At 69.8% G+C, this 25,782-nt stretch carries 22 protein-coding genes and 1 other RNA gene; 14 read left to right on the top strand and 9 right to left on the bottom strand.

Annotated elements, in window-relative coordinates; translation table 11 throughout:
* The first annotated feature begins 23 nt into the window (after window positions 1–23).
* A complete protein-coding gene (locus PQI07_RS16750; RefSeq protein WP_274927024.1) occupies window positions 24–743 on the top strand; it encodes a glutathione S-transferase in 720 nt (239 codons plus the stop codon).
* A gap of 10 nt (window positions 744–753) precedes the next feature.
* Here PQI07_RS16750 and PQI07_RS16745 read toward each other — a convergent pair whose 3' ends face one another.
* The gene (locus tag PQI07_RS16745) at window positions 754–2,511 is read right to left on the bottom strand and encodes a bifunctional protein-serine/threonine kinase/phosphatase (RefSeq protein WP_274927023.1); all 1,758 of its coding nucleotides are present in this window, start codon (window positions 2,509–2,511) and stop codon (window positions 754–756) included.
* Window positions 2,508–4,046 (bottom strand): YifB family Mg chelatase-like AAA ATPase, encoded by a 1,539-nt coding sequence (locus PQI07_RS16740; RefSeq protein ID WP_274927022.1) that lies wholly within the window; start codon window positions 4,044–4,046, stop codon window positions 2,508–2,510. The genes PQI07_RS16745 and PQI07_RS16740 overlap by 4 nt, the downstream gene beginning before the upstream one ends.
* 146 nt (window positions 4,047–4,192) lie before the next feature.
* Here PQI07_RS16740 and PQI07_RS16735 point away from each other — a divergent pair, with 146 nt between their 5' ends.
* The 4 genes from PQI07_RS16735 (at window position 4,193) to PQI07_RS16720 (ending at window position 6,891) form a co-directional block, all read left to right on the top strand.
* Complete coding sequence (locus PQI07_RS16735) at window positions 4,193–4,453, top strand: PepSY domain-containing protein (RefSeq protein WP_043347585.1); 261 nt, start codon at window positions 4,193–4,195, stop codon at window positions 4,451–4,453.
* Between the two features lie 41 nt (window positions 4,454–4,494).
* Window positions 4,495–4,593, top strand: an RNA gene (ffs, locus tag PQI07_RS16730) — signal recognition particle sRNA small type.
* Window positions 4,594–4,628: 35 nt separating this feature from the next.
* Window positions 4,629–6,494: a DNA polymerase III subunit gamma/tau gene (locus PQI07_RS16725; RefSeq protein WP_053611459.1), complete on the top strand. Its 1,866-nt coding sequence runs from the start codon at window positions 4,629–4,631 to the stop codon at window positions 6,492–6,494.
* 73 nt (window positions 6,495–6,567) lie between these two features.
* Window positions 6,568–6,891: a YbaB/EbfC family nucleoid-associated protein gene (locus PQI07_RS16720; RefSeq protein ID WP_043347589.1), complete on the top strand. Its 324-nt coding sequence runs from the start codon at window positions 6,568–6,570 to the stop codon at window positions 6,889–6,891.
* Between the two features lie 214 nt (window positions 6,892–7,105).
* Here the strand turns inward: PQI07_RS16720 and PQI07_RS16715 are convergent, their stop codons facing one another.
* Window positions 7,106–8,725: a phosphoenolpyruvate carboxykinase gene (locus tag PQI07_RS16715; protein WP_043758414.1), complete on the bottom strand. Its 1,620-nt coding sequence runs from the start codon at window positions 8,723–8,725 to the stop codon at window positions 7,106–7,108.
* Window positions 8,726–9,128: 403 nt separating this feature from the next.
* Here PQI07_RS16715 and recR point away from each other — a divergent pair, with 403 nt between their 5' ends.
* From recR to truA, 4 genes are all read left to right on the top strand, one after another.
* The gene (gene recR, locus PQI07_RS16710) at window positions 9,129–9,734 is read left to right on the top strand and encodes a recombination mediator RecR (RefSeq protein WP_053611458.1); all 606 of its coding nucleotides are present in this window, start codon (window positions 9,129–9,131) and stop codon (window positions 9,732–9,734) included.
* Window positions 9,735–9,838: 104 nt separating this feature from the next.
* The gene (gene def, locus PQI07_RS16705) at window positions 9,839–10,354 is read left to right on the top strand and encodes a peptide deformylase (protein WP_043347596.1); all 516 of its coding nucleotides are present in this window, start codon (window positions 9,839–9,841) and stop codon (window positions 10,352–10,354) included.
* Window positions 10,355–10,361: 7 nt separating this feature from the next.
* On the top strand, window positions 10,362–11,291 hold the full coding sequence (gene fmt / locus PQI07_RS16700; RefSeq protein WP_274927021.1) for a methionyl-tRNA formyltransferase: 930 nt from the start codon (window positions 10,362–10,364) through the stop codon (window positions 11,289–11,291).
* Window positions 11,291–12,052 carry a tRNA pseudouridine(38-40) synthase TruA gene (truA, locus tag PQI07_RS16695; RefSeq protein ID WP_043758419.1) on the top strand — a complete coding sequence of 254 codons (762 nt, stop codon included), beginning with the start codon at window positions 11,291–11,293 and terminating at the stop codon, window positions 12,050–12,052. Before fmt ends, truA begins: the two co-directional genes overlap by 1 nt.
* On the opposite strand, the gene dapE is transcribed toward truA, so the two are convergent.
* From dapE to PQI07_RS16680, 3 genes are all read right to left on the bottom strand, one after another.
* Entirely contained in the window at window positions 12,034–13,212 is a 1,179-nt protein-coding gene (gene dapE / locus PQI07_RS16690; RefSeq protein ID WP_053611456.1) for a succinyl-diaminopimelate desuccinylase, read from the bottom strand. The two genes, truA and dapE, sit on opposite strands and share 19 nt — an antisense overlap.
* An 82-nt stretch (window positions 13,213–13,294) precedes the next feature.
* Window positions 13,295–15,640 (bottom strand): amylo-alpha-1,6-glucosidase, encoded by a 2,346-nt coding sequence (locus PQI07_RS16685; protein ID WP_043378625.1) that lies wholly within the window; start codon window positions 15,638–15,640, stop codon window positions 13,295–13,297.
* Window positions 15,641–15,788: 148 nt separating this feature from the next.
* Window positions 15,789–16,919, bottom strand: coding sequence for a glycosyltransferase family 4 protein (locus PQI07_RS16680; protein ID WP_182591706.1), 1,131 nt, complete (start codon window positions 16,917–16,919; stop codon window positions 15,789–15,791).
* Window positions 16,920–17,566: 647 nt separating this feature from the next.
* Here PQI07_RS16680 and rpmI point away from each other — a divergent pair.
* From rpmI to PQI07_RS16655, 5 genes are all read left to right on the top strand, one after another.
* On the top strand, window positions 17,567–17,770 hold the full coding sequence (gene rpmI / locus PQI07_RS16675; RefSeq protein WP_007561407.1) for a 50S ribosomal protein L35: 204 nt from the start codon (window positions 17,567–17,569) through the stop codon (window positions 17,768–17,770).
* A 51-nt stretch (window positions 17,771–17,821) separates the two neighbouring features.
* Window positions 17,822–18,199: a 50S ribosomal protein L20 gene (gene rplT / locus PQI07_RS16670; protein ID WP_043355811.1), complete on the top strand. Its 378-nt coding sequence runs from the start codon at window positions 17,822–17,824 to the stop codon at window positions 18,197–18,199.
* A gap of 156 nt (window positions 18,200–18,355) precedes the next feature.
* Window positions 18,356–19,438, top strand: a complete 1,083-nt coding sequence (gene pheS / locus PQI07_RS16665; protein WP_043355813.1) for a phenylalanine--tRNA ligase subunit alpha — start codon at window positions 18,356–18,358, stop codon at window positions 19,436–19,438.
* 98 nt (window positions 19,439–19,536) lie between these two features.
* Window positions 19,537–21,957: a phenylalanine--tRNA ligase subunit beta gene (gene pheT, locus PQI07_RS16660; RefSeq protein ID WP_274927020.1), complete on the top strand. Its 2,421-nt coding sequence runs from the start codon at window positions 19,537–19,539 to the stop codon at window positions 21,955–21,957.
* A gap of 9 nt (window positions 21,958–21,966) precedes the next feature.
* Window positions 21,967–22,848: a DUF1186 domain-containing protein gene (locus tag PQI07_RS16655; protein ID WP_274927019.1), complete on the top strand. Its 882-nt coding sequence runs from the start codon at window positions 21,967–21,969 to the stop codon at window positions 22,846–22,848.
* Here the strand turns inward: PQI07_RS16655 and PQI07_RS16650 are convergent.
* The 3 genes from PQI07_RS16650 to PQI07_RS16640 all read right to left on the bottom strand — a co-directional run bounded on the left by PQI07_RS16650 (window position 22,837) and on the right by PQI07_RS16640 (window position 25,742).
* Window positions 22,837–23,622 carry a HesA/MoeB/ThiF family protein gene (locus PQI07_RS16650; protein WP_043356462.1) on the bottom strand — a complete coding sequence of 262 codons (786 nt, stop codon included), beginning with the start codon at window positions 23,620–23,622 and terminating at the stop codon, window positions 22,837–22,839. The two genes, PQI07_RS16655 and PQI07_RS16650, sit on opposite strands and share 12 nt — an antisense overlap.
* 103 nt (window positions 23,623–23,725) lie before the next feature.
* Window positions 23,726–24,247 carry a translation initiation factor IF-3 gene (infC, locus tag PQI07_RS16645; RefSeq protein ID WP_020092802.1) on the bottom strand — a complete coding sequence of 174 codons (522 nt, stop codon included), beginning with the start codon at window positions 24,245–24,247 and terminating at the stop codon, window positions 23,726–23,728.
* A 208-nt stretch (window positions 24,248–24,455) separates the two neighbouring features.
* Window positions 24,456–25,742, bottom strand: a complete 1,287-nt coding sequence (locus tag PQI07_RS16640) for a glycosyltransferase family 4 protein (protein WP_274927018.1) — start codon at window positions 25,740–25,742, stop codon at window positions 24,456–24,458.
* Window positions 25,743–25,782 lie beyond the last annotated feature (40 nt).

Raw genomic sequence — 25,782 nt, 5'->3', positions numbered from 1 at the left:
TCTTCCCCGAGGCGGAGACGGCGATGCCTTACGAACTGCATTACTGGCCGATGATCCAGGGGCGCGGCGAGTTCGTCCGCCTCGCCCTCGAGGAAGCCGGCGCCGACTACATCGACGTCACCCGCCAGGATGACGAGGATGGCGGGATCGGCCCCATGCTCGACCGCCTGTCCGATCCCGGCGACCCGCGGCCGCCCCTGGCGCCGCCCTTCCTGCGCGATGGTGACACCGTCATCGGGCAGAGTGCCGCGATCCTGCTCTATCTCGGGCCGCGGCTCGGCCTCGTCGGCGCGTCGGAGCGCGACCGGATCTGGACCCATCAGCTCCAGCTCACCATCGCGGACGCGGTCGACGAGGCGCACGACACGCACCATCCCTTAGGTGTCGGCCTGTATTACGCGGATCAGAAGCCCGAGGCCCTGCGCCGGGCCGCGGAATTCCGCACCGAGCGCATCCCAAAATTCTTCGGCTATTTCGAGCGCGTTCTGGCGGGGAATGGCGGCGGTCGGCTCGTCGGCGCGGATCTGTCCTACGCGGACCTGTCGCTGTTCCAGCTCGTCGACGGGCTGCGCTACGCCTTTCCCAAAGCCACCGCCGCAGCCCTGCGCCCCAACCCGAACGTGGCGCGGCTCCACGAGACCGTGGCCCGGCGACCGCGGATTGCCGCCTATCTCGCCAGCGACCGCCGGATCCCGTTCAACGAGGACGGCATCTTTCGCCGCTATCCCGAACTCGATCCCTGAGGCGCAGGCCTCACCGCCGCGGCCCGGCAATCAGGATCGCCGCGAGCGTCAGCGCGACGAGCCCCAGCACCAGCGACAGCAGGCGCCAGAACAGCAGCGGATCGCGCTCCAGCAGAGACGCCCGCCGTCCGTCCGTGAAGGCCGGATTGGGATGCCGCAGGTCGTGGACGAAGGCGGACAAGGCCGTGTAGCGCCGCAGCGGATCGGGATGAACGGCCTTGCGAAGCGCCCCGTCGACCCAGACGGGAAGCAGCGGACGCACCGTAAGAGCCGACATGTAGCGAAGCCGCCGTTGCGCCGCGCGCGTGCGCGCCCGCGGAACGGCGTCGCCGTACGGCAGCCGTCCCGTCAACATCTGGTAGGTGATGACGCCGACCGCGAAGATGTCGGACCCGGCATTGGCCGGCGCGCCGAGGAAGCATTCGGGCGCCGTGTACTGGACCGTGCCGAGGATCTCCGCAGGATCGATCCGCGGATCGCCCTCGACGACGCCCGCGACCGTCGTGGCCCCGAAATCGATGATCTGGACGGTCCCTGCGGTATCGATCAGGACGTTGTCGGGCCGCAGATCCTGATGGACCATCTCCCGCCGGTGAAACGCCTGCACGCCCCGGGCGAGCTGCTCGACGAGGCCGCGCACCGTTTCCAGATCGGGGGGCGCGTGGTCTCGCATCCACTGGGTCAGGGTCTGGCCCTCCACGTAGCGCATGACCGTGTAGAGGTGGCTGCGGCGGCCGGCCCGGGGATGGGCCTTGAGCACGTGAGGATTGTCGATCCGCCGCGCGATCCACTCCTCCATCACGAACCGCTTCCGCTGGGCCGGGTCGTCCCGCAGGTCCAGGGACAGCACCTTCAGGGCGGCCTGGGCACCCGTCTCCGCCTCGACGGCGAGATAGACGCGGCTGCGGGGTCCGGAATGGAGGATCCGCACCAGACGGAAGCCGTCGAGTTCGGCGGGCGGGTCGAGGAGGGGCGCGGGGTCCAGCCCCTCGGCCTCCCCGAGGAGATCCGCCGGCGCGCCGGCCGGTACGGTCTCGACCCGCACGATCTGGATCGTCAGGTTGTCCTGACTGCCGGCGGCCAGAGCTGCCTCGACGATCGCCCGCGCCGCCGCGTCGAGCGTCGCGGCTCGCGCGATCGCCGCAACCACGTCGCGGGGCCGGACATGCTCGTGGACGCCATCCGTCGTCAGCACGAAGGTGTCGCCCGCCTCGATGCCGACGACGTGGTAGTCGATCTCCACACGGGCATTCGCCCCGAGGGCGCGGCCGAGATAGGACTCCGCTGCGGAGACGACGACGCGGTGGTCCTCGGTGAGCTGTTCGAGGGACCGGCCGGACACGCGCCAGATCCGGGCATCGCCCACGTGGAAGAGGTGGGCCATGCGCGATTTCAGGACGAGGGCGTCGAAGGTGGTGACGTAGCCCCGGTCGGCATCATTCGGATCGGCGCCGCGCCGGGTCTGGGCGTAGAGCCAGGAATTCGCCGCCGCGATCACGCGCTGGGCCGAGGTCTTCACCGACCACGTGTCCGGCGTGGCGTAATAGTCGCTCAGGAAGCTCTTGACCGCGGTCTCGCTCGCCGCCGCGCCCACCGCGCTGCTGCTGATCCCGTCGGCGAGCGCCACCGCGATCCCCTTCAGACCCAGAGCGGGTTGAACCGGCACCAATATGCCGTTGAAGTCCTGGTTGGCCGCCTTGCGGCCGGCGCTGCTGTACTGGCCGATCGTGACCGTCAGATCGCCGGAGACGTCCGATCCGGTGCTCAAGCGGCGGCTGCCGCGCCCGCGCCGCGACCGCGGTACGAGAGGGCCTCCGCGAGATGGAGCCGGCGCACCTGTGTCTCGCCGTCGAGATCGGCCAGGGTCCGGGCGACACGCAGCGTGCGGTGAAAGCCGCGTGCGGAGAGGCGCATGGTCTCGGCCGCCTGCCGGATCAGCGCCGTGCCGTCCGCGTCGGGGCTCGCGACCTCTTCGATGAGGTTGGCCGGACAGGTCGCGTTGGTGGTGGAATCCGGCAGGCCCCGCGCGGCATAGCGGCTCCCCTGCAGCGCGCGGGCCGCCGAGACCCGCGCCGCGGCCTCGCGGGAGCCCTCGGCCGGGGCCGGCAGGATCAGGTCGGCGGCCGTGACCGCCGGCACTTCGATGCGCAGGTCGATGCGGTCCAGCAACGGGCCGGAGATCCGCGCCTGATACTGCGCCATGCAGCGCTCGTTCGGGCCGCGGCGGCAGGCGTAGCCCGGCTCGAGGCCCTGGCCGCAGCGACAGGGATTCATTGCGGCGACGAGTTGGAAGCGCGCCGGGTAGGTGACCCGGTGGTTGGCGCGGGCGATCATGACCGCGCCGGATTCCATCGGCTGACGCAGGCTGTCGAGAACCTGGGGCGAGAATTCGGGCAGCTCGTCCAGGAACAGGACTCCCCCATGGGCGAGGGATACCTCCCCCGGTCGCGCCCCGAGCCCGCCGCCCACCAGCGCCGCCATCGAGGCGGAATGGTGCGGCTGCCGGAACGGCCGGCGATTCGAGAGGGCCCCATCCTTGAGTTCGCCCGCCACCGACTGAATCATGGAGATGTCGAGGAGTTCGCGCGGACTGAGCGGCGGCAGAATCGAGGGCAGGCGCGCCGCCAGCATGGATTTGCCCGAGCCGGGGGGCCCGTTCATCAAGAGGTTGTGGCCGCCGGCCGCCGCGATCTCCAAGGCACGCTTGGCGCCCTCCTGGCCCTTGATGTCGGCAAGATCCGGGAGCGGTCCCGCCAGCGCGGCGACGGCAGGCTCCGGCCGGGCCATGACCTGGCTGCCCTTGAAGTGATTGGCGAGCTGGATGAGCGAGCGCGGCGCGAGCACATCCAGCTCGCCTCCGGCCCAGGCCGCCTCCGGACCGGTGGAGGCCGGGCAGATCAGCCCGAGCCCCCGCTCCCCCGCCGCCATGGCGGCCGGCAGCACGCCGCTGACCGCCGTGATGCTGCCGTCGAGGGCGAGTTCGCCGAGCACGCAGTAGCCGGCGAGCGCGTCGGCCGGGATCGCGCCGATCGCCGCCATGACGCCGAGCGCGATCGGCAGGTCGTAGTGCGAGCCCTCCTTGGGCAGGTCGGCGGGCGCGAGATTGACGGTGATGCGCTTGGCGGGCAGCGCCAGTCCGGAGGCGATGAGCGCGCCGCGAACCCGCTCGCGGGACTCCGCCACCGCCTTGTCGGGCAGGCCCACGATGGTGAACACCACCGAGCCCGGGATGATCTGGACCTGCACGTCCACCGCCCGCGCCTCGATGCCCTCGAAGGCGACGGTGGCGACGCGGGTGACCATCGATGCACTGCCCTCGCCGCCATATTCCGGTGCGGCCAAGATGTGCGGCAGATTCGGGAGCGGCTCAAGGGGACCGCCGCCGCGACGGAACTCCGGTGCCGCATTCCTGTTCAAAGCCGGAAACCCTCGACGGACTGGAGAAAGCCATGCGTCTGACCACGCCCCTCCTCGCCCTGACCCTGATCGCCGGCACCGGCCTCGCAGCCCATGCCGACGAGAAGCTTCCTCCCGACCAGCAGGCCAAGGTCGAGGCGATGCTGAAGCAGGAGGGCTTCACCAAGTGGAAGGAGATCGAGCTCGACGACGGCATGATCGAGGTCGACGATGCGATTGACGCGAACGGCAAGCAGTTCGATCTGCATCTCGATCCGAAGACCCTGGCCATCGTGAAGCGCAAGGCCGAGTAGGCGGCGCTTGCGTTCGGCGAACGGCACGGCCATATAGCCGTCGGGGGGTTGGCGAGGGACGTTTCACTCGCCAACCGGGTCAGGTCCGGAAGGAAGCAGCCCTAACGAGACCGAGCGGGTCTTCGTCCAGCCTCCCACCTCATTCCCGCGCGCGGAAGCTCGATCCCGACACGGCATGGACGCTACGACCGGCACGCCTGACGACGAGCCGGGCCTGCCCGGGTTTCCAGCGCCCGCCGTCGCGGCGACGCCCTACCGGGTGCTCGCGCGCAAGTACCGCCCCACCAATTTCGGCGACCTGATCGGCCAGGATGCCATGGTGCGCACCCTCGCCAACGGGTTCGCGGCCAACCGCATCCCGCAGGCCTGGATGCTCACTGGCGTCCGCGGCGTCGGCAAGACCACCACGGCCCGCATCTTGGCCCGCGGCCTCAACTATGCCCGCGCCGGCCAGCCCGACACCGGCCCGACCGTGTCGATGCCGGAACTCGGCCTCCACTGCGCGGCGATCATGGAATCCCGGCACATGGACGTGCTGGAGATGGATGCCGCCTCGCATACCGGCATCGACGACGTCCGGGCGATCATCGACGGCATCCGCTACGGGCCGGTCTCGGCGCGCTACAAGGTCTACATCGTCGACGAGGTCCACATGCTCTCCGAGAAGGCGTTCAACGCCTTCCTGAAGACGCTGGAGGAGCCGCCGCCCCACGCCAAGTTCGTGTTCGCCACCACGGAGATCCGCAAGGTCCCGGTGACGATCCTGTCCCGCTGCCAGCGGTTCGACCTGCGCCGGGTCGAGGCGCCGACCCTGCATGCGCATCTCGCGAAGGTCTGCGCGGCCGAGGGCGTCTCCGTCGAGGACGAGGCTCTCGGCGCCATCGTCCGCGCCGCGGAAGGCTCCGTGCGCGACGCGCTCTCGCTCCTCGACCAGGCGATCGCCCACGGCGCCGGCACGATCACCGCGCAGAGCGTGCGCGACATGCTGGGCCTCGCCGATCGCGCCCGGATCCTCGACCTGTTCGAGGCGGTGATGCGCGGCTCGGTTCCGGCCGCCTTCGCGGAATTGCGGGCGCAGTACGATTCCGGCGCGGACCCGTCGGTTGTCCTCTCCGATCTCGCGGCGTTCACGCATCTCGTCACCCGGCTCAAGGTGGTTCCGGAGACGGCCGCCGACCCCACGCTCAGCGAGACGGAGCGCGTCCGCGGGGCGGAATTCGCCGAGAAGCTCTCGATCCGCGCCCTGTCGCGGGCGTGGCAGATCCTGCTGAAGGCGATCCCCGAGGTCCAGGCCGCACCCCGGCCCCTCGCGGCGGCCGAGATGGCGATCGTGCGCCTCGCCTACGCGGCCGACCTGCCCACCCCCGACGAGGCCTTGCGCCAGCTCAAGGCCGAGGCGGCCGCTGCGCCCGCGCACGAGCCCCCTCCCGTGCCGGCGCGTCCGCCGCTGCCGCCGATCCCCGACCTGCGTGGCGGCGGCTCCGCGGCGCTGGCCGCCGCACCCCGGACGGCGACGGCGGAGCCGGCGCCTATGACAGCGCCCACCGCCATGAGCGTGCCGTCTCCGAGACCGGTGCCCGCAGCCCCCCCGGCGCCGCGCCTTGGGCGATTCGAAGACCTGATCGCTCTGGCCGACGCCAATCGGGATATCCTGCTGCGCACCGCGCTGGAGCGCGACGTGCATCTGGTGCGCTTCGAGGAAGGTCGGATCGAGTTCCGCCTCGCCCCGGGCGGCCGCCCGAGCCTCGCCACCGATATCGCCGCCGCCATCGACCGATGGACCGGGCGGCGCTGGTCGGTGGCCCTGTCGAAGGAAGAGGGCGCGCCGACCCTTGATGCAGCCGCCCGGGCGGCGACCGAGACGCGCCGCGAGAACGCCGCCGCCGACCCCTTCGTGCGCGAGGTGCTGACACGCTTCCCCGGGGCTGAGATCGTCGATGTGCGCGAGACCGCGCCCGAGGCCCTGCCCTCCGCCGAGCCGGACGTTCTCGCGGACGGCGATGCCGCGCCGGTCGGCGAGGCCGAGGACGACGACGCCTGAGGCGCGCCCGACCGACGGTGGCGCCGGAGCCGCATCGTACCCAGATCAGACGAGGAAACGGAAAGAGAGCCGCATGCGCGACCTGATGGGCATCATGAAGCAGGCTCAGGCCATGCAGGAGAAGATGGCCAACCTGCAGTCCGAGATGGACGGGATCGAGGTCACCGGCGCCTCCGGCGGGGGATCTGTCCGGGTGACGATGACGGCCAAGGGCCAGATGACGGGCGTCAGCATCGACCCATCCCTGATGGTGGCGGACGAGCGCGAGATTCTCGAGGATCTGATCGTGGCGGCCTGCAACGACGCCCGCGGCAAGGCCGAGGCGACCATGCAGCAGCGCATGGCGGAACTGACCAAGGATCTGCCCCTGCCGCCCGGGATGAAGCTGCCGTTCTAGGTCGGTCTATTGCCGTTCATCCCGTCCCCGATCCGCATCCCGCGGTGCGGCCGCGCCATCGCGGAGACTTTCGGGGCTCGCGCGGCCGGCTGAAGGTCTCTTCGGCGGCCTCCGCGACCTTGCGGCACCTCGCGAGGCCGGCGCGGTTCGGACATGCGTGGGTCGCTCCGGCCCGATAAAGGCGGGCGGCCCCTCGGGCCGCCCGATCGCGTTTTCAGGCCGCGATCGCCTGAGCGGACGGCCCGGCGGCACGTACGTCGGCATCGACATGGGTCTCGAACCGCTTGAAGTTGTCGTCGAACATCTTCACCAGACGCGCCGCCGTCTCGACGAAGGCCCCCTTGTTGGCCCAGGTCTTCACCGGGGTCAGGATGTGCGGCTCGACGCCCGGCACGGAGACCGGCACCGCGAAGCCGAAATACGGGTCGCGGCGGAACTCGGCCTGGGCCAGGGAGCCGTCCAGCGCCGCACTCAGCAGACGGCGCGTGACCCGGATCGGCATGCGCCGGCCGGTACCGACGCCGCCACCGGTCCAGCCCGTGTTGACGAGCCAGCAATCGACACTGTGCTTGGCGATCAGGTCGCGCAGCAGGTTGCCGTAGGTGCTCGGGTGCCGCGGCATGAACGGCGCACCGAAGCAGGTCGAGAAGGTCGCCTCCGGCCCGGTCAGGCCGCGCTCGGTGCCGGCCACCTTGGCGGTGTAGCCCGAGAGGAAGTGGTACATCGCCTCGGCGCCGGTGAGCTTGGCGATCGGCGGCATCACCCCGAAGGCGTCGCAGGTCAGCATCACGATGTTCTTGGGATGCCCGGCCCGGCCGGTGGCGCTGGCATTCGCGATGAAATCGAGCGGATAGGCGCAGCGGGTGTTCTCGGTGAGCGAGGAATCGTCGAAATCCGGCGCGCGGGTGGCGGGATCGATCACGACGTTCTCCATCACCGTGCCGAAGCGTTCGGTGGTGGCGTAGATCTCCGGCTCGGCGTTGCGCGAGAGGCGGATGGTCTTGGCGTAGCAGCCGCCTTCGAAGTTGAAGATGCCGGAATTCGACCAGCCGTGCTCGTCGTCACCCAGGAGCTGGCGGGAGGAATCGTTCGACAGCGTCGTCTTGCCGGTGCCCGAGAGGCCGAAGAAGATCGCCGAGCCGCCCTCCGCGTCGAGGGCCGCGTTGGCCGAGCAATGCATCGGCATCACGCCCTGGCCGGGCAGGATGTAGTTCAGATAGGTGAAGACCGACTTCTTCATCTCGCCCGCGTAGGCGGAGCCGCCGATCAGGACGAGCTTCTTCGAGAAGTCGATGGCGATCACGGTCTTCGACCGGCAGCCGTGCCGGGCGGGATCCGCCTGGAAGCTCGGCAGGTCGATGATCGTCATGTCGGGCACGTAGGACGCGATCTCGGAGCGGTCCGGCCGGATCAGCAGGTTACGGATGAACAGCGAGTGCCACGCGAACTCGGTGAACACCCGGGCCTTGACCCGGTAGGCCGGATCGGCGCCGCCGTAGAGGTCCTGGGCGAACAGCTCCTTACCCTCGGCGTGCTTCAGGAAATCCTGGCGCAGGGTCTCGAACTGATCGGGCGTGATGGCACCGTTGTTGTCCCACCAGACTTCGCTCTCGGTCCCGGCGTCCCGGACCACGAACTTGTCCTTGGGCGAGCGGCCGGTGTGGCTGCCGGTGGTCGCCACGAGGGCGCCGCCGCGGGCGAGCTGGGCCTCCTTGCGGGCCAGCGCCTCTTCGTAGAGACGCGGCGCCTCGAAATTCCAGTGGACGGCCTTGAGGTCGCGGAAGCCGGTCGCCTCGGCGCCGTGGGCCGCGTTGTGATCACCGATGTTGGTCAAGATCGTATCTCCCGGGCCCCTGTTCGACCGTCGACGCGATTGTGCCGGACGGCTCCGCCGTCCGGGTTTGCCCGGGAGACGTCCGTGCGGTCGTACAGGACCGCCGCACGCAGGATCTCCGTTCCCGGCTGCTTCCCGTCTCTCCATCGAGTAGGCGGCGAAGCTTCGCTGTCATTATGGGCTCCGCCAGGGGCCCGCAACGTGGACAAACAGATTAGAGCACAGTTGTGGACTCAGGAACCCAAGTCTGTAAGCAGTTCCGTTCATCGCACAGCGTAACGCTATCGGCGGAGCGGCTCTGGAATACCCATATGCCGGACACGCACGCGTACACCCTTGCGCGCTGCCCGGCGGCGTCTATGCCCATCCGGACCTGACAGCCCCTTCCTCATCAAGAGGCACGATGCCCCAAGCCGTCGCCGGCCCCGAGATCGAACGCCTGATCCAGCTGCTGGCCCGCATGCCCGGCCTCGGACCGCGCTCGGCGCGGCGGGCCGCCCTCCAGCTCATCAAGAAGCGCGACACGCTGCTCGGCCCCCTCGCCGACGCCATGCGGGTGGCGGCCGACCGCATCATCGTGTGCTCGAGCTGCGGCAACGTCGATACGTCCGACCCCTGCACGATCTGTCGCGACGCGGAGCGCGACCCGACGACGCTCGTGGTGGTGGAAGATGTCTCCGATCTCTGGGCCCTGGAGCGCTCGGGCGCCGTGAAGGCGCGCTACCACGTGCTCGGCGGTGTCCTCTCGGCGCTGGACGGCGTGCGGCCGGAGCACCTGAACCTCGCGAGCCTCGTGGAGCGCGTGGCCCGGCCCGAGGTGACGGAGGTCATCCTGGCTCTCAACGCCACCGTCGACGGCCAGACCACCGCCCACTACGTCACCGAGTCGATCCGGCACTGCGACGTGAAGGTCACGCGCCTCGCGCACGGCGTACCGGTCGGCGGCGAACTCGACTACCTCGACGAGGGCACCCTGTCGGCGGCGATCCGCAGCCGCACGGCCTTCTGACGGGCGATCACGCGGATCGAGCCGGTATTTGACCGGTCTTCGGCCGCATCCTATTCGACGCTGAGCCTGGACCCGTCCCGGCGCCTTCCCTGCCGGTTTCCGCCATGACCATCCGCCCGCTCGTCATCCTCCCCGATCCCGTCCTGCGCCTGGGTTCCGAACCGGTCGGCCCGATCACCGGCGAGATCCGCACTCTCGTCGCCGACATGTTCGAGACGATGTACGATGCCCCCGGCGTCGGGCTGGCCGCGATCCAGATCGGCGTGGCCAAGCGCGTGGTCACGATCGACACGTCGAAGGAGGAGGGCGTCCGCGACGCCCGGGTCTTCATCAACCCCGAGATCGTCTGGTCCTCTGAGGAAAGGCGGGTCTACGACGAGGGCTGCCTGTCGATCCCGGACTATTACGCCGAAGTCGAGCGTCCGGACCGGGTGCGCGTGAAGTTCCGCGACATCGACGGCAACGAGCAGGAGATCGAGGCCGACGGCCTGCTCTCCACCTGCATCCAGCACGAGATCGACCATCTGAACGGCGTGCTGTTCATCGACCATCTGTCGAAGCTGAAGCGCGACCGGGTGATCAAGAAGTTCACCAAGGCGGCCAAGCGCGACGCGGCCTGACCCGGCCATGCGCGTCGTCTTCATGGGCACGCCGGACTTCGCTGTGCCGACGCTCGCGCGGCTCGCGCAGGACGGGCACGACATCGTGGCGGTCTATACCCGTGCGCCAGCGAAGGCGGGCCGCGGCATGAGCCTGCGCCCCTCCCCGGTCCACGCCCTCGCCGACACCCTCGGCGTGCCGGTCCTGACGCCCGCGACGCTGCGCACGCCCGAAGCGGCCGAGACCTTCGCGGCGCACCGGGCCGACGTCGCCGTCGTGGTGGCCTACGGGATGCTCCTGCCGCAGGCGATCCTCGACGCACCGAAGCACGGCTGCCTGAATCTGCACGGCTCCCTGCTGCCGCGCTGGCGCGGCGCGGCGCCGATCCAGCGCGCCGTGATGGCGGGCGATGCCGAGAGCGGCGTCGGCGTGATGCGGATGGAGGCGGGCCTCGACACCGGCCCCGTGGCCCTGGAGGCGAGAATACCCATCGCGCCAGGCATGATTGCGGGCGAGCTGCACGACGCGTTGATGCCCCTCGGCGCCGACCTGATGGCGCAGGCTCTCGTCCGGCTCGATGCGGGCACGCTGACGTTCACACCCCAGCCGGAGGACGGCGTCGTCTACGCGCACAAGATCACCAACGACGAGGCGCGGATCGACTGGTCCCGGTCGGCCGGTGAAATCGCCAATCGGATCAACGGGCTGTCGCCCTTCCCCGGCGCCTTCATCGAGGTCGATCTCGGCAAGGGACCCGAGCGCGTGAAGGTGCTGCGAGCCGCCCCGGCAGAGGGTGCGGGCACACCCGGCACGCTGTGCGACACCGATTGCACCGTCGCGTGCGGCGACGGCGCCGTGCGGCTCATGGAGCTGCGACGCGCCGGGAAGGGCGGCAGCGCGAGCGGGGCCGAGTTCGTCCGCGGCGCCCGCCTGACGCCCGGCGCCCGCCTCGGCTGATGCCCCGCTACAAGCTCGTCATCGAGTACGACGGCAGCCCGTTCTGCGGCTGGCAGCGGCAGGCCGACGACCTCACCGTCCAGGGCGCGATCGAGACGGCGGTCACGCGCTTCTCGGGAGAGCATGTCCGGCTCACCTGCGCGGGCCGGACCGATGCCGGCGTGCATGCCATTCATCAAGTCGCCCATCTCGACCTCGCCAAGGACTGGCGGACCGACACGGTACGGGACGCGCTGAACGCGCATCTCCGGCCACAGCCGGTGGCGGTCCTGTCCGCGGAGATCGTGCCGGAGAGCTTCGACGCCCGCCACTCGGCGATCCGCCGGCACTACCGCTACCGCATCCTCAACCGGCGCAGCCCCGCCGCGCTGACGCGGGCCCATGTCTGGCACGTGCCGTGGCCCCTCGATGTCGGTCTCATGCACGCCGCCGCCCAGCGCCTCGTCGGCCGCCACGACTTCTCGGCCTTCCGGGCCGCCGAGTGCCAGGCGAACAGCCCGATCCGCACGCTGGAGCAGCTCGACGTCGCCCGGGCTCCGATGGCGTTGCACGACGAGATCGTGGTGGCGACCGCGGCGCGCTCCTTCCTGCACCATCAGGTGCGGGCGATGGTGGGCACGCTGATGCTCGCGGGCTGTGGACGCCTCTCGGCGGACGACGTGGCCGAGATCCTCGCTTCGGGCGAGAAGCGCCGGTGCGGACCGCTCGCTCCAGCCGCGGGGCTGACCTTCGTGGGTGTCGACTACGCGTTCGGGAAATAAGCCTCGAGCACCCGCTCGTAGATCGCCGTGAGCCGCTCCAGATCGGCGACGGCCACGCATTCGTCGATCTGGTGCATGGTCTCACCGACGAGCCCGAACTCGATCACCGGGCAGGCATCCTTGATGAAGCGCGCATCGGAGGTGCCGCCCGTGGTCGAGAGCGTGGGCGTCAAGCCGGTCTCCGCCCGGATCGCCTCGGAGACGAGATCCACGAAGGCGTCCGGCCGGGTGAGGAAGGCCGGGGCGTTCGAAGGCTGAAGGTCGAGGCTGAAGCGCACCGCGTTCCCGGCCGCCTGCTCCAGGCGCCGGCGGATCTCGGCCCCGAGCGTTTCGGCCGTCCAGTCGTCGTTGAAGCGGACGTTGAAGGTCGCCCGCGCGGTCGCCGGGATCACGTTGCTGGCCGGGTTGCCCACGTCGATCGTGGTGAATTCCAGGTTCGAAGCATCGAAATGCGCGGTCCCACGATCCAGCGGCTCGGCGACCAGTGCCGAGGCGAGGTGCAGCAGGCCCGGGATCGGGTTCTCGGCCTTGTGGGGGTAGGCGACGTGGCCCTGCCGCCCCATCACGGTGAGCTTGCCGGTCAGCGACCCGCGCCGGCCGATCTTCATCATTTCTCCGAGCCGGCCAGGATTGGTCGGTTCCCCGAGCACGCAATGGTCGAACCGCTCGCCCCGGGCGCGCGCCCAGTCGAGCAGCTTCACGGTGCCGTTGACCGCAGGCCCCTCCTCGTCGCCGGTGATCAGGAAGGCGATGGAGCCGGCGAAGCCGTCGCCCCGCCGCTCCAGGAAGGCGAGCGTCGCCGCCAGCATGCAGGCGACGCCGCCCTTCATGTCGGCGGCGCCCCGGCCGTACAGCATCCCGTCGGCCACCTCACCCGCGTAGGGTCCGTGGCGCCACGCGCCCTCGCCTTCCGGAACGACATCGGTATGGCCGGCAAAGACGAGACAGGGACCGTCCCGTCCGATGCGCGCGTAGAGATTCGGCGTGTCGGGATAGCCGGGCTCCGAGAAGACCGGCCGCTCGACGGCGAAGCCGGCAGGCCGGAGCGCGTCGGCGACAACGTCGAGGGCGCCCCGATCCTCCGGGGTCACGGACGGGCACCGGATCAGGGCCTGTGCGAGGCGCAGGGCCGCGTCGGGGGCGTGATGATCAGCCGGCATGAACCCGTCCTCGGCGGCGTGACATGCCGCGCGGCCCGCTTACCCCGAAGCGGGCCGCACCGGAACTCCCGTGTGCCCGGCCCTACTTGGTCACCACCACCTGCACGTCGCCGTGGCGACGCTGCACCGAGACGGTGACATCGTCGTCGTAGCGCTGGAAGCGGAGATCCAGGCGCGAACCGCCGAGCTTGACGTTGTAGAGCGTCACACCGTCGAGGAAGGCCGGGAGGATCGGGTTCTTGAGCCGGACGCGGTTGCGCTCGTGGTCGAGTTCGAGACCGAGGCAGGCCGCCAGGAAAGCGAAGGGCGCCGCCGCCGCCCAGGCCTGCGGGCTGCAGGCCACCGGATAGGAGACCGGCCCGCGCTGCTTGCGGCGCATGAAGCCGCAGAACAGTTCCGGCAGGCGCTTCTGGTCCTGGTAGAGCGAGGTGTCGAACATGCCCTGGAAGATGCGGGCGGCCTCGTGCTTGCGGTCGTAGCGCGCCAGACCCATCGCGATCAGCGCGTTGTCGTGCGGCCAGATCGAGCCGTTGTGGTAGGACATCGGATTGTAGCGCGCCTCGCCCTTGGCGATGGTGCGCACCCCCCAGCCGTTGAAGCCGTCCTTGCCGAGCAGGGTCTCGGCGACCCGTGACGCCCTCTCCGGCTTGGCGATGCCGGTGAACAGGGCGTGGCCCGCGTTGGACGAGCGCACCGCGCATTGCTTCTTCGCGCCGTCCAGGGCCAGGGCGTAGGTGCCGATCTCCTCGTTCCAGAACGCCGCGTCGAAGTTCTCGCGAAGCGCCACGGCTTCCTGCGTGAGACGCTCGGCCATCGGGTCGTGCCCCAGCAGAGCCGAGAGCTTCGCCATTCCGTTCTTGGCCGCGTAGACGTAGCCCTGCACCTCGCAAAGGGCGATCGGGCCCTTGGCCAGGTGACCGTCGGTGTGGAAGATCGAATCGTGGCTGTCCTTCCAGCCCTGATTCTCCAGGCCCTTGTCGGTGTCGCGGGCGTACTCGACGAAGCCGTCGCCGTCCCGGTCGCCGTAACGGTCCATCCATTCCAGGGCGAGTTCCAGCGCGGGCCAGATCGCCCGAACGGTGTCGAGATCGCCCGTGACGGCGTAGTACTCCCAGGCCAGCATCACGAAGAGCGGGGTGCCGTCGATGGTGCCGTAATAGTGCCGGAACGGCACCTCGCCGAGCATCGCCATCTCGCCGCGCCGGGTCTCGTGCAGCACCTTGCCGGGCTGGGCGTCGGCGGCCGGATCGACCGCCTTGGCCTGCGTCGAGGCGAGGTAGCGGAGCACGCCCCGGGCGAATTTCGGGTCGATCCAGAGCGCCATCATCGCCGTGATGATGCCGTCGCGGCCGAACACCGTGGAGTACCAGGGGATGCCGGCGAAGGGGTAGATGCCCTCCGGGGTGCGGCTCGCCAGCATGTAGAGGTCGGCCGTGGCCCGGCACAGGCCCTCGTTGAACTGGTCGTTCGACGAGATGATCGTGGTGATGCCGGCGGTTAGACTCCGGAGATCGCGCCGCGAGTCGCGGTAGGCGCGGGCGAAGATCGTGCCCTCGGCGAGATCCTTCGGCTCGCGCCGGGCGCCACCGGCATTGGCCGCGAGGGTCAGTTTGGCGGCCGCGTCCTCCCCGACCATCGTGTCGGTCGGCGGCTTGGTGAAGGCCCGGTGCGCCTCGAAGGTGACGCGGATGAACAGCGAGGCCCGGCCCTCCGGCGGGAGCGAGACATCGAAAACCACCTTGCCGGGTTCGATCGAGTTGGGCTTCGGGCCGAAATGCAGCGCCGTCGTCCGGACGATCTCGTCCAGGCCGACATAGCGGAACTGCACCTCCCGATCGCTTGCCACCAGGACGCCGCGCTTGCCGCGCTCCTGGCGGTCGGTCCCGCGGACTTCGAACAGGTCGCGGAAATCCGCGTCGAACGTCACGACGATGCGCAGGCGGCGGTGCTTCGAATCGTAGGAGCGCAGACCGATCCGGTCGTAGCAGGCCCCGCGGAACAGGAACTTGGTGCGCTCGATGGCGATCGTCTCGCGCGGGATCGAGGTCTCGTCATGGGCATCGAGACGGATGTCGGGCGTCGTCATGTCGACGCTGAGCGCGCCGTTGTCGTCCTGCATCACCGAGGAGAGCATCAGCGGGCGCTGACCCTCCACCGTCACTTCCAGACGCGACAGGTAACGCGTGTCCTGGAAATACAGGCCCTCCGGGCCGGGCTGGACGCCGATATCGCCGTAGGAATCGAGAACGCCGAAGGCCTCGCCGAACTTCAGCGAGCGGAGGGGCCGCTCCACAAGCGAGGTGTGCGCCTCGATGTGATAGGTCGGCAGGACGTCGTCCGCGTCCTGGAAACCGTGCGCCACGCTTCCGGCGCTCTCCGCGGTCCGGGCCTTCGCATCGTGGGCCGCTGCCGTGTTGTCCGCCGCCATGCAGGGCATCTCCGGGTGCAAGTGAGAGGTGCGAATCGAGAGGGCTGCCGCATCCATTCGATGCGGCAGCCCCTGTTCATCCTACGGATGAGTCGCCTTTAAGACGCTAGGCCGAGCCGGACCTGCCTCGCAAGCCCGGGGCCGGATTTCAGGCCGGCATGGCGGCGACCGGGATCGCCGGCCGTGCGGAGCCGTTCACCTCGCCGTATTGCGCCTTGTAGCCGGACTTCGGCAGCTTGATCACGTCGGCGCCACGGCCGAGCAGGTCCTCGTAGGCAGCGACGTACTTCTTCACCATGCACTCGGCGGTGAAGGCGCTCTCGAAGTGGCGGCGCACGCCAGCGCGGCTCATGGTCTTGACCTTGGCGACGGCCGCGACGGCATCGTCCATGTTCTCGCAGAGAACGCCGCCGACGCCGTCCTTGATCACCTCCGGCACGGAGCCGTTGCGGAAGGCGATCACCGGGGTGCCGGCCGACATGGCCTCGATCATCACGAGGCCGAAGGGCTCCGGCCAGTCGATCGGGAAGGCGAGCGCCAGGGCGTTGCCGAGGAATTCCTTCTTCTGCTCCTCGTTGATCTCGCCGATATACTCCACAAGCGGGTGATGGATCATCGGCTCGATGACTTCGTCCCAGTAATCCTGGTCCGCCTTGTCGACCTTGGCGGCGATCTTGAGGGGCGTACCGGAGCGGATCGCCATCTCGATCGCGCGGTCGGGGCGCTTCTCCGGCGAGATGCGGCCGAGGAAGGCGAGGTAGCCGCCCTTGGCGTCCGGGTAATACGGGCAGTTCTCGGCCGGCAGGCCGTGATGGATGGTCGCCAGCCAGTTGGAGGTCGGCGGCATGGGCAGGCGCTGGTTGTCGGAGATCGAGACCAGCGGCATGCCCGTGAAGGTGCGGTAGACCGGCATGAAGTCCGGCACGTCGAGGCGACCGTGCATCGTGGTGATGCACTTGTGGTTCAGATCCTCGAACATCGGATACTGAAGCAGGTCGATGTGGAAGTGCAGGATGTCGAATTCGTGCGCGCGGCGGTGCACTTGATGCAGCATCGCCAGGTGGCTGGCGGTGTGATCCCGGTAGCCGAGCAGGCGCAGGCCCTCGGGCGTGCAGGCTGCGAGCTTGGCAGACGTCTCGGAGTCACCGCTGGCGAACAGCGTGACTTCGTGACCCTGGCGGACCAGTTCCTCTGTAATCCAGCTGACGACGCGCTCGGTGCCGCCGTAGAACTTCGGAGGGACGGCCTCCGACAACGGAGCGATCTGGGCAATGCGCACGAAGTGTCTCCTGGTTGGCCGAATTTGACGGGGGGTCTAACCCTGCCGGCCTGAGCGGGACATGAATGAAACAGACGGCCAAGGTTATGGTTCCTGGCGACCCCCGTTGTCGCTCACCGTTTTGTGCAGCGCGCTCGCTGTCCCCGAATTCCTCCGAATCAGCGGCCGCGACATGGTCACCGGCGCCCCTTCCGCTGCTCGCGGGGCAGTTGCGCGGAGCCGGCCCGTCTCCGGTCCGGACACGCGCATCGCCTCCATGCGCCTCAGGGTCACGAACGCCGGCTATCGGGATCAGGTTGCGCCCGGACCCGACAAACCCGTACTCCGGGACGGCGCAGCAGATCCCGGACCTGGATACGGACCGGGCGCCCGAAACGGCGGTGTCGGCGCTTCTGGATCCCGGGCTCGCCCGCTGCGCCCCGGACCGGCGACGCGGATGTCCAGGGCCCTCCGCCCCCCAGGCCCGCGTCCCGCCTCACGGGCGTTGCCGCCGCGTCAGCTTTCTGTCATAAGCCGCACCGCGTCGAACCGCCCGGCCGATAGGGCTGCCGTGGCGGCTCGTGCTGCTCCACCAGAAGCATCAGCGCGCGAACCCCATCCGACCCTTGCGGGGCGGTCCGGGATCATTTCGCGCAACGGAGAGCCAAATGCCCAAGTTGAAGACGAAATCGGGCGCGAAGAAGCGCTTCAAGATCACCGGCACCGGCAAGGTGATGTACGCCCAGGCCGGCAAGCGCCACGGGATGATCAAGCGGACGACCAAGCAGATCCGCAACCTGCGCGGCACCACGACCCTGTTCGAGGGCGATGCCGCCAACGTGAAGAAGTATTTCCTGCCGAACGCGCGGTAAGTCCTTCAACACCCGTTGCCACTGTCTTTCGTCGAATCCAGGAGATAACCGATGGCCCGCGTCAAGCGCGGCGTGACCAGTCACGCGAAGCACAAGAAAGTTCTGAAGGCCGCCAAGGGCTATTACGGCCGGCGCAAGAATACGATCCGGATCGCCAAGCAGGCGGTCGAGAAGGGCATGCAGTATGCCTACCGCGACCGCAAGAACAAGAAGCGCACGTTCCGCGCCCTCTGGATCCAGCGTCTCAACGCGGCGGTCCGCGAGCACGGCCTGACCTACTCGCGCTTCATCGACGGTCTGGCGAAGTCCGGCATCGTCGTCGACCGCAAGGCCCTGTCGGAGCTCGCGATCCACGAGCCGGCGAGCTTCGCCGCCGTCGTCGAGAAGGCGAAGGCCGCACTGCCGCAGACCACCGCCAAGGCCGCCTGATCCAGGCCTGAGGCGAGACGTACGGAAGGCGCGGTTCCCCGGGGAGCCGCGCCTTCGTCGTTTACGAGGTCCCCTGCCCCGCGCTTGCGTGCGGGCGCACAACGCGCGAGAGCACGGCCCGACGGCCGACTCCGCCAACCCTGCTCGAAGACAGCGATGACCGATCTCGATACCCTCGAACGCGATCTCCTGGCCCAGGTGAGCGCGGCGTCCGACGAGGCGGCCCTCGACGCGGTCCGCGTCGCCGCGCTCGGCAAGAAGGGCAGTGTCTCGGATCTGCTGAAGACCCTCGGTGCGATGACGCCGGAGGAGCGCAAGGAGCGCGGCCCGCTCATCAACGGCCTGCGCGACCGGGTCCAGGGCGCCGTCACCGCGCGCAAGACCGCCCTCGCCGAGGCCGCGCTGGAGGCCCGCCTCGCCTCCGAGCGGGTCGACGTGACCCTGCCGGTCCGCGAGGCCCCCGAGGTGCGCGGCCGGATCCATCCGATCTCCCAGGTGATCGACGAGATCACCGCGATCTTTGCCGATATGGGCTTCGCGGTAGCCGAGGGTCCGGACATCGAGACGGACGAGTTGAACTTCACCGCCCTCAACTTCCCGCCCGGGCACCCGGCCCGCGAGATGCACGACACCTTCTTCCTGGCGCCGGACCGCGACGGGAAGCGCAAGGTGCTGCGCACCCACACCTCGCCGGTCCAGATCCGCACCATGCGGGCGCAAACCCCGCCGATCCGGGTGATCATCCCGGGCCGGACCTACCGGCACGATTCCGATCAGACCCACACGCCGATGTTCCATCAGGTCGAAGGGCTGGTGATCGACAAGGCGGCCAACATCGCCAACCTGAAATGGGTGCTGGAGGAGTTCTGCAAAGCGTTCTTCGAGGTGGAGGGCGTGAAGATGCGCTTCCGCCCGTCCTTCTTCCCCTTCACCGAGCCCTCCGCGGAGGTCGACATCCAGTGCTCGCGCAAGGGCGGCGAGATCCGCTTCGGCGAGGGCGACGACTGGCTGGAGATCCTGGGCTGCGGGATGGTGCACCCGAACGTGCTGCGCAATTGCGGGCTCGACCCGGATGCCGTGCAGGGCTTCGCCTTCGGTGTCGGCATCGACCGAATCGCCATGCTGAAATACGGCATGCCGGACCTGCGGCCGTTCTTCGAGGCCGACGTCCGCTGGCTGGATCATTACGGCTTCCGCCCGCTCGACGTTCCGAGCCTCGTGGGCGGCCTCACGGGCTGAGCCGCACCGGCCTCACCGGGGCCCTCCGGCTCCGGTGACGGCCCCGCCATCCTGTTCCTCCGACGGTCGAGCCGATATCGGGCTCTCGAAGGTCCATCATGAAATTCACCCTCTCCTGGCTCAAGGACCACCTCGACACCGAGGCCACCCTCGACACCGTCGCCGAGACGCTGACGCGGATCGGCCTGGAGGTAGAGGGCGTCGAGGACAAGGCCGCCGCGCTGAAGCCCTACGTGATCGCGAAGATCCTGACGGCCGAGCAGCACCCGAACGCCGACCGGCTGCGGGTCTGCTCCGTCGAGACGGGCGCGGGCGCGCCCGTGCAGGTGGTCTGCGGAGCGCCGAACGCCCGGGCCGGTCTCGTCTCGGTCTTCGCGCCGCCGGGCACCTACGTTCCGGGCAAGAACATCACCCTGTCGGTGGGCACGATCCGCGGGGTGGAGAGCCGCGGCATGCTGTGCTCGGGCGCCGAGCTCGGCCTCGGCGACGACCATGACGGCATCATGGAGCTCCCGACCGACGCACCGATCGGCCAGGCCTACGCCCTCTATGCCGGGCTCGACGATCCGGTCATCGAGATCAACCTGACGCCGAACCGGTCGGACTGCACCTCGGTCCACGGCATCGCCCGCGATCTCGCGGCCGCCGGCCTCGGCACGCTCAAGCGCGAGACGCTGCCGGGCGTGCGCGGCGAGGGCCCCTGCCCGGTCGCGGTGGAGCTGGCCTTCGAGCCGGCCGACCGGCACCTCGCCCCGCTCTTCGCCCTGCGGCTCGTCCGCGGGGTCACGAACGGGCCGTCGCCGGGCTGGATGCAGGCCCGGCTGCGGGCCATCGGCCTGCGCCCGATCAATGCGCTCGTCGACATCACCAACTACGTGACCTTCGATCGCGGTCGCCCGCTCCACGTCTTCGATGCCGCCAAGGTCGCCGGGCCGCTCACCGTGCGCCGTGCGCGCGAGGGCGAGAGCCTGCTCGCCCTCGACGGCCGGACCCACGCGCTCACCGACGACATGGTGGTGATCGCAGACCGGAACGGCGTCGAATCCATCGCCGGCATCATGGGCGGCCAGGACTCCGGCTGCGACGCCGGCACCACGGATGTGCTGATCGAATCGGCGCTCTGGGACCCGGCCAACATCGCCCAGACGGGCCGCCGACTCGGCCTCATCACCGACGCGCGCTACCGGTTCGAGCGGGGTGTCGATCCGGCCTTCACGCTGCCGGGCCTCGATCTCGCGACGCGCTTGGTGGTGGACCTGTGCGGCGGTACGCCGACCGAGGCGCATATCGTCGGCGAGCCTCCCGAATCCGAGCGGATCATCGACTTTCCGTGGAGCGAGGTCCGCCGCCTGGCCGGCCTCGACGTGCCGCGTGTCGAGATGAAGGTGATCCTGGAGACTTTGGGCTTCCACATCTCGGGGACCGGCGACCGGGTGAAGGTGCTGACGCCGTCCTGGCGGCCCGATGTCGAAGGCAAGGCCGACCTCGTCGAGGAGGTCGTGCGCATCGCCGGGCTGGACCGGATCGAGGCCAAGCCCCTGCCCCCGCTCGAAGGAATCGGCCGTCCGCTGCTGACGGTGATGCAGAAGCGGACCCGCACCGCGAAGCGGGCCCTGGCGAGCCGGGGCCTCATGGAGGCGGTCACGTGGTCGTTCGTCCCGCATGGCGATGCCGAACTGTTCGGCGGCGGCGGTGCCGATCTGGTCCTGGCCAATCCCATTGCCGCGGAACTGTCGGACATGCGGCCGAGCCTGCTGCCGGGGCTCCTGCGGGCTGCGCAGCGCAATGCCGACCGGGGTTATCCGGACGCGGCCCTGTTCGAGGTCGGCCAGTGCTTCGCCTCCGATGCGCCGGAGGGCCAGACCATCCGGGCGGCGGCGGTCCGGCGCGGCAGTGCCGGTCTGTCGGGCGCCGGACGCCACTGGCACGGCACGGCCGGGACCGTCGACGCCTTCGACGCCAAGGCCGACGCCCTGGCCCTGCTGGGCAGCCTCGGCGTTCCGACCGGCGGCCTTCAGATCACCGCCGGCGGCCCGTCCTGGCTTCATCCCGGCCGTTCGGGCACCCTGCGCTTCGGTCCGAAGACCGAGATCGGCTGGTTCGGCGAGGTGCATCCGCGGACGCTCCAGGCCCTCGACCTGAAGGGTACCCTCGTGGCCTTCGAGATCGTCCTCGACGCCCTGCCCCAGCCCAAGCACAAGCCGACCAAGGCCAAGGCCGCCCTGGTGCTGTCGGAGCTCCAGCCGCTGTCGCGGGACTTCGCCTTCGTGGTCGGCCGCGACGTGCCGGCGGGTGACCTCGTGAAGGCCGCACAGAACGCCGAGCGCAAGCTCGTCACCGGCGTCGACGTGTTCGATCTGTACGAGGGACCCGGCGTGCCGGACGGCGCGAAGTCGGTGGCGATCGCGGTGCGCCTGCAGCCCGTCGAGCGGACCCTCACCGACGCGGAGATCGAGGCGGTGAGCGCCAGGATCGTCGCCGAGGTGTCCCGCAAAACCGGCGCGACCCTTCGGACCTGAGGCGCCGCCATGGACCGGATCGCCCTGCTGATCGAAGACCTCGCGGCGGCCGAATACCGGCCGAAGGCGGCGTTGCGGGAAGCGCTCAAGCACCCGTCCGCCGTCGCAGAGGCGGCGCTGCCGCTGCTGGAGGGCGCGGCCGACGGACGTGAGCTGACGCTGGAGGAGACGAACCTTCTCTTCTGGGGCCTGCACGTCCTGGCCCATGCCCGGGATACGCGCGCCCTGGCACCGCTGCTGAGGCTGCTCCGGCACGACGAGGAAACCCTCGACGCACTCCTCGGCGATGCCGTCACGGCGACCCTTGCCAAGATCCTGGCGAGCCTGTTCGACGGCGATCCGCAGCCGCTGTTCCGCCTGATCCTGGACAGCACGGTGGACGATTACGTGCGCATGGCGCTGCTCAGCGCCTGCACCTTCCTGACCCTGGAGGGTCGGATCGACCGGGCCGCGATGCACGACCTGCTGGTCCGGTTCGACGACGCCCAGGCGGCCGTGGAAGAGGCGCCGGCCTGGGTCGGTTGGGAGGAGACGATCGCCCATCTCGGCTTCCGGGACCTCGCGCCCCGGGCGGCTGCGGCCCGTGCCGACGGACGCCTCACCGACGAGATCAGCGACGCCGGGTGGTTCAAGGACGCTCTGCGCAAGGCCGAGGCCAATCCGGACGACCGCGACCGGCTCGGCCCCTACCAGTACGGCTACCTCGACGAGCCGGTGGAAGCCCTCGACTGGGCCGAGGAGGGCGCGGGGGAGCCGCAGCGCAATCCGCTTAAGGACGTCGGCCGCAACGATCCGTGTCCCTGCGGCTCCGGGAAGAAGTTCAAGAAGTGCTGCCTCGGCGCCGAGACCGTCGAGGGCCCGTGGATGCCGCCGGGTTCCCTAGGCCGCTGAGGCGCCGGTGCCGCTGAGCGGGTTGTCGGGATCCCAGCCGTAGCTCAGCGTCTCGAACCGCATGGCGCGGGCATCGACCATCAGGAGGCGCCCGACGAGGGGCTCTCCGAAGCCCGCCACCGCGCGGAGCAACTCCATGGCCATCAGCGAGCCCATCACCCCGGCCAGGGCTCCCAGTACGCCGGCCTCCGCGCAGGCCGGCACGCTGCCGGGCGGGGGCGGGTTCGGGAAGAGGCAGCGATAGGTCGGGTTCGGCGTCCCGTCCGGCCCGGTCTCGTGGGCGCGGATCGTGGTCAGCGTGCCGTCGAAGCGGCCGAGCGCCGCCGTCACCAGCGGGCGGCGCGCGCGGAAACAGGCATCCGATACCGCGTAGCGCGTGGCGAAATTGTCGGATCCGTCGGCCACGAGGTCGTAGCCGGCGATCAGGTCGACGGCGTTGTCCGGATCGATCCGGACCGGATGCGGGACGACGGTCACGTGCGGGTTGAGCCGCGCCACCGCGTCGGCGGCGCTCTCGACCTTCGGCCGGCCGAGATCCGGCGTGCCGTGGATCACCTGCCGCTGGAGGTTCGAGAGGGAAACCGCGTCGTCGTCGACGATTCCGATCGTCCCGATTCCGGCGGCGGCGAGATACTGGATCAGCGGCGCGCCGAGCCCCCCGGCCCCGACGACCAGGATCCGGGCGGCCTTGATCCGGGCCTGGCCGGGGCCGCCGACCTCGGCGAGGACGAGGTGGCGGGCGTAGCGTTCGATCTCATCGGGAGCGAGGGCCATGGCTGCCCCTTAATCCGCGGCGCCGCCAATCGGAAGCGCTGAAAAGACAACGCCGCCCCGGTGAGGAGGCGGCGCGGGTCTCGCGTCTCGGGATCGGTGCCGCTCAGCGCGGCGCCAGGATCATGATCATCTGGCGGCCTTCGAGCATCGGCTCGCTCTCGACCTTGGCGATCTCCGCCGTCTCGCTCTTCACGCGCTCCAGGAGGCGCAGACCGATATCTTGGTGAGCCATCTCACGACCGCGGAAGCGCAGGGTCACCTTGACCTTGTCGCCTTCCTCGAAGAAGCGGTGCACCGACTTCATCTTGGTGTCGTAGTCGTGCTTGTCGATGCCGGGGCGGAGCTTGATCTCCTTCACCTCGACGGTCTTCTGGCGCTTGCGGGCCTCGTTCTGCTTCTTCTGCTCGTTGAAGCGGAAGCGCCCGTAATCGAGCAGCTTGCAGACGGGCGGCACGGAGTTCGGCGCGATCTCCACGAGATCGAGACCGGCTTCCTCAGCCAGATTGAGGGCGTCGAAGAAGGGGACGACGCCGCGGTTCTGCCCGGTATCGTCGATCAGCTGCACTTCCCGCACACCGCGAATGTCGCGGTTGGCGCGCGGCCCGTCCTTCTGCGGGGCCGGCATGGCTCTCATCGGTCTACGAATGGCTTAGGTCTCCTGCTGCAACGGCGAAACGGCGGTTCCCAGAAGGATCTCCTGGCCGCCTGCCGCCCCGGTCTCTTCCGGACGTACAACGTTGGTGGAACCGCGACCAGAGTCAACCGCCTGAAGCCGCGGTGCCGAAAATAATCGGCCGCGGCGTCTCGGTCCGCTTTCCGGGTCAGCCGGCCGCTCAGGGCAAGCGGCCGAGCAGCCCCGCATAGACCGCCAACGTGTCGCCGACCATGCGCTCGAGGGAGAAATGCGCCGCGACATGCGCACGGCTCCGCCGTCCGAGGGCGTCGCGGGCGCTGGCGCCGAGAGAAAGGGCCTCGGTCAGGGATGCGGCGAGCGCGGCCGCGTCGCCGGCCGGGACGCGCCATCCGGTGCGCTGGCCCGCTGGCGTCTCCGGCGGCGCCAGTACGGTTTCCGGTACGGCCCCGAGATCGGACACCACCACCGGCGTACCGAGCGCCTGCGCCTCCACGGCCGAACGGCCGAAGGCCTCCGGCTCAACGGACGGCACCGCCACCACCGAGGCGGCCCGGAAGGCGGCCGGCATGTCGGTGCAGTGACCGACCCGCCGGACGATACCCTCGAGCCCGCGCGCGGCGATCAGCGCATCGAGTTCGCGCTCGTAGGAGGCGCGTCCTTGAGGGTCTCCCGCCAGGACCACGGCCAGATCGGGAACGCCGCGGTCGCGCATCTGCGCGGCCGCCTCGATCAGCACCCGATGGCCCTTCCAGGCGGTGAGGCGGGCGGCCAGCAGGATCACGCGCTCGTGCGGCGCGACGTTCCAGCTCCGGCGCAGCGCCTCGACCCGCACGGCGCCGACGGCGACCGGGTTGAACACGCCGAGATCCGTGCCGCGGTGGATGACCCGCACGCGGTCGCCAGCTTGTTCGGGATGCAACCGGTGGATCAGGTCTGCGGTGTAATGCGAGTTGGCGATGACCACGTCGCCGCGGGCCATCACCGAATTGTACAGCACCTTGACGTTGGTCCGGCCGGAATAGCTGCCGTGATAGGTGGTGACGAACGGCAGGCCGAGCCGGCGCGCCGCTCCGAGGGCGACCCAAGCGGGCGCACGGGAGCGGGCATGGATGATCTGCACCTGCTCGCGGCGGCAGAGGGCCATGAGCCGCAGGACGTTCACGGCCATCAGCGCCGGATTCTTCGCGGCGGCCGGGAAGCGAAGCCAGTGGCCGCCCTTGGCCTGCAATTCCCCGACGAGCCGCCCCCCCTCCGTCGCCACCAGCGCGCGGGCGCCCACGGCCGCGAGGCCGCCCGCGACATCGACGGTGGTGCGCTCGGCGCCCCCGGCGTCGAGTTCGGGAATGATCTGCAGGACGCGAGCGCCCGCAAGGGCCCCGACTTCCGCGGGAAAACCCGACAAGGCGTGTGTACCTTCGCCCGTCCGCGGTCCATCGGCGAGGACGCGCAGGCCCCCGACCGGTATCTGCCAAATGCTCGCTACCATTGATCCAGCATCGCCGCCGGGCTTTACGGTCCGGTAAACG

It is taken from the genome of Methylobacterium sp. 092160098-2 (assembly GCF_028920805.1).
In the GTDB taxonomy this organism is placed as follows: domain Bacteria; phylum Pseudomonadota; class Alphaproteobacteria; order Rhizobiales; family Beijerinckiaceae; genus Methylobacterium; species Methylobacterium fujisawaense.
This window is presented reverse-complemented; position numbering and strand designations above follow the sequence as displayed.

Excerpts from the sequence above, each read along its gene's own strand:
- def (WP_043347596.1), top strand. The coding sequence starts at position 9,839 with ATGACCATCCGCCCGCTCGTCATCCTCCCCGATCCCGTCCTGCGCCTG.
- fmt (WP_274927021.1), top strand. The coding sequence starts at position 10,362 with ATGCGCGTCGTCTTCATGGGCACGCCGGACTTCGCTGTGCCGACGCTC.
- PQI07_RS16750 (WP_274927024.1), top strand. The coding sequence starts at position 24 with ATGCCTTACGAACTGCATTACTGGCCGATGATCCAGGGGCGCGGCGAG.
- PQI07_RS16655 (WP_274927019.1), top strand. The coding sequence starts at position 21,967 with ATGGACCGGATCGCCCTGCTGATCGAAGACCTCGCGGCGGCCGAATAC.
- PQI07_RS16720 (WP_043347589.1), top strand. The coding sequence starts at position 6,568 with ATGCGCGACCTGATGGGCATCATGAAGCAGGCTCAGGCCATGCAGGAG.
- pheS (WP_043355813.1), top strand. The coding sequence starts at position 18,356 with ATGACCGATCTCGATACCCTCGAACGCGATCTCCTGGCCCAGGTGAGC.
- PQI07_RS16685 (WP_043378625.1), bottom strand. The coding sequence starts at position 15,640 with ATGGCGGCGGACAACACGGCAGCGGCCCACGATGCGAAGGCCCGGACC.
- pheT (WP_274927020.1), top strand. The coding sequence starts at position 19,537 with ATGAAATTCACCCTCTCCTGGCTCAAGGACCACCTCGACACCGAGGCC.
- recR (WP_053611458.1), top strand. The coding sequence starts at position 9,129 with ATGCCCCAAGCCGTCGCCGGCCCCGAGATCGAACGCCTGATCCAGCTG.
- PQI07_RS16740 (WP_274927022.1), bottom strand. The coding sequence starts at position 4,046 with ATGGTCACCCGCGTCGCCACCGTCGCCTTCGAGGGCATCGAGGCGCGG.
- rpmI (WP_007561407.1), top strand. The coding sequence starts at position 17,567 with ATGCCCAAGTTGAAGACGAAATCGGGCGCGAAGAAGCGCTTCAAGATC.
- PQI07_RS16725 (WP_053611459.1), top strand. The coding sequence starts at position 4,629 with ATGGACGCTACGACCGGCACGCCTGACGACGAGCCGGGCCTGCCCGGG.
- rplT (WP_043355811.1), top strand. The coding sequence starts at position 17,822 with ATGGCCCGCGTCAAGCGCGGCGTGACCAGTCACGCGAAGCACAAGAAA.
- PQI07_RS16650 (WP_043356462.1), bottom strand. The coding sequence starts at position 23,622 with ATGGCCCTCGCTCCCGATGAGATCGAACGCTACGCCCGCCACCTCGTC.
- PQI07_RS16735 (WP_043347585.1), top strand. The coding sequence starts at position 4,193 with ATGCGTCTGACCACGCCCCTCCTCGCCCTGACCCTGATCGCCGGCACC.
- truA (WP_043758419.1), top strand. The coding sequence starts at position 11,291 with ATGCCCCGCTACAAGCTCGTCATCGAGTACGACGGCAGCCCGTTCTGC.
- PQI07_RS16640 (WP_274927018.1), bottom strand. The coding sequence starts at position 25,742 with ATGGTAGCGAGCATTTGGCAGATACCGGTCGGGGGCCTGCGCGTCCTC.
- infC (WP_020092802.1), bottom strand. The coding sequence starts at position 24,247 with ATGCCGGCCCCGCAGAAGGACGGGCCGCGCGCCAACCGCGACATTCGC.
- dapE (WP_053611456.1), bottom strand. The coding sequence starts at position 13,212 with ATGCCGGCTGATCATCACGCCCCCGACGCGGCCCTGCGCCTCGCACAG.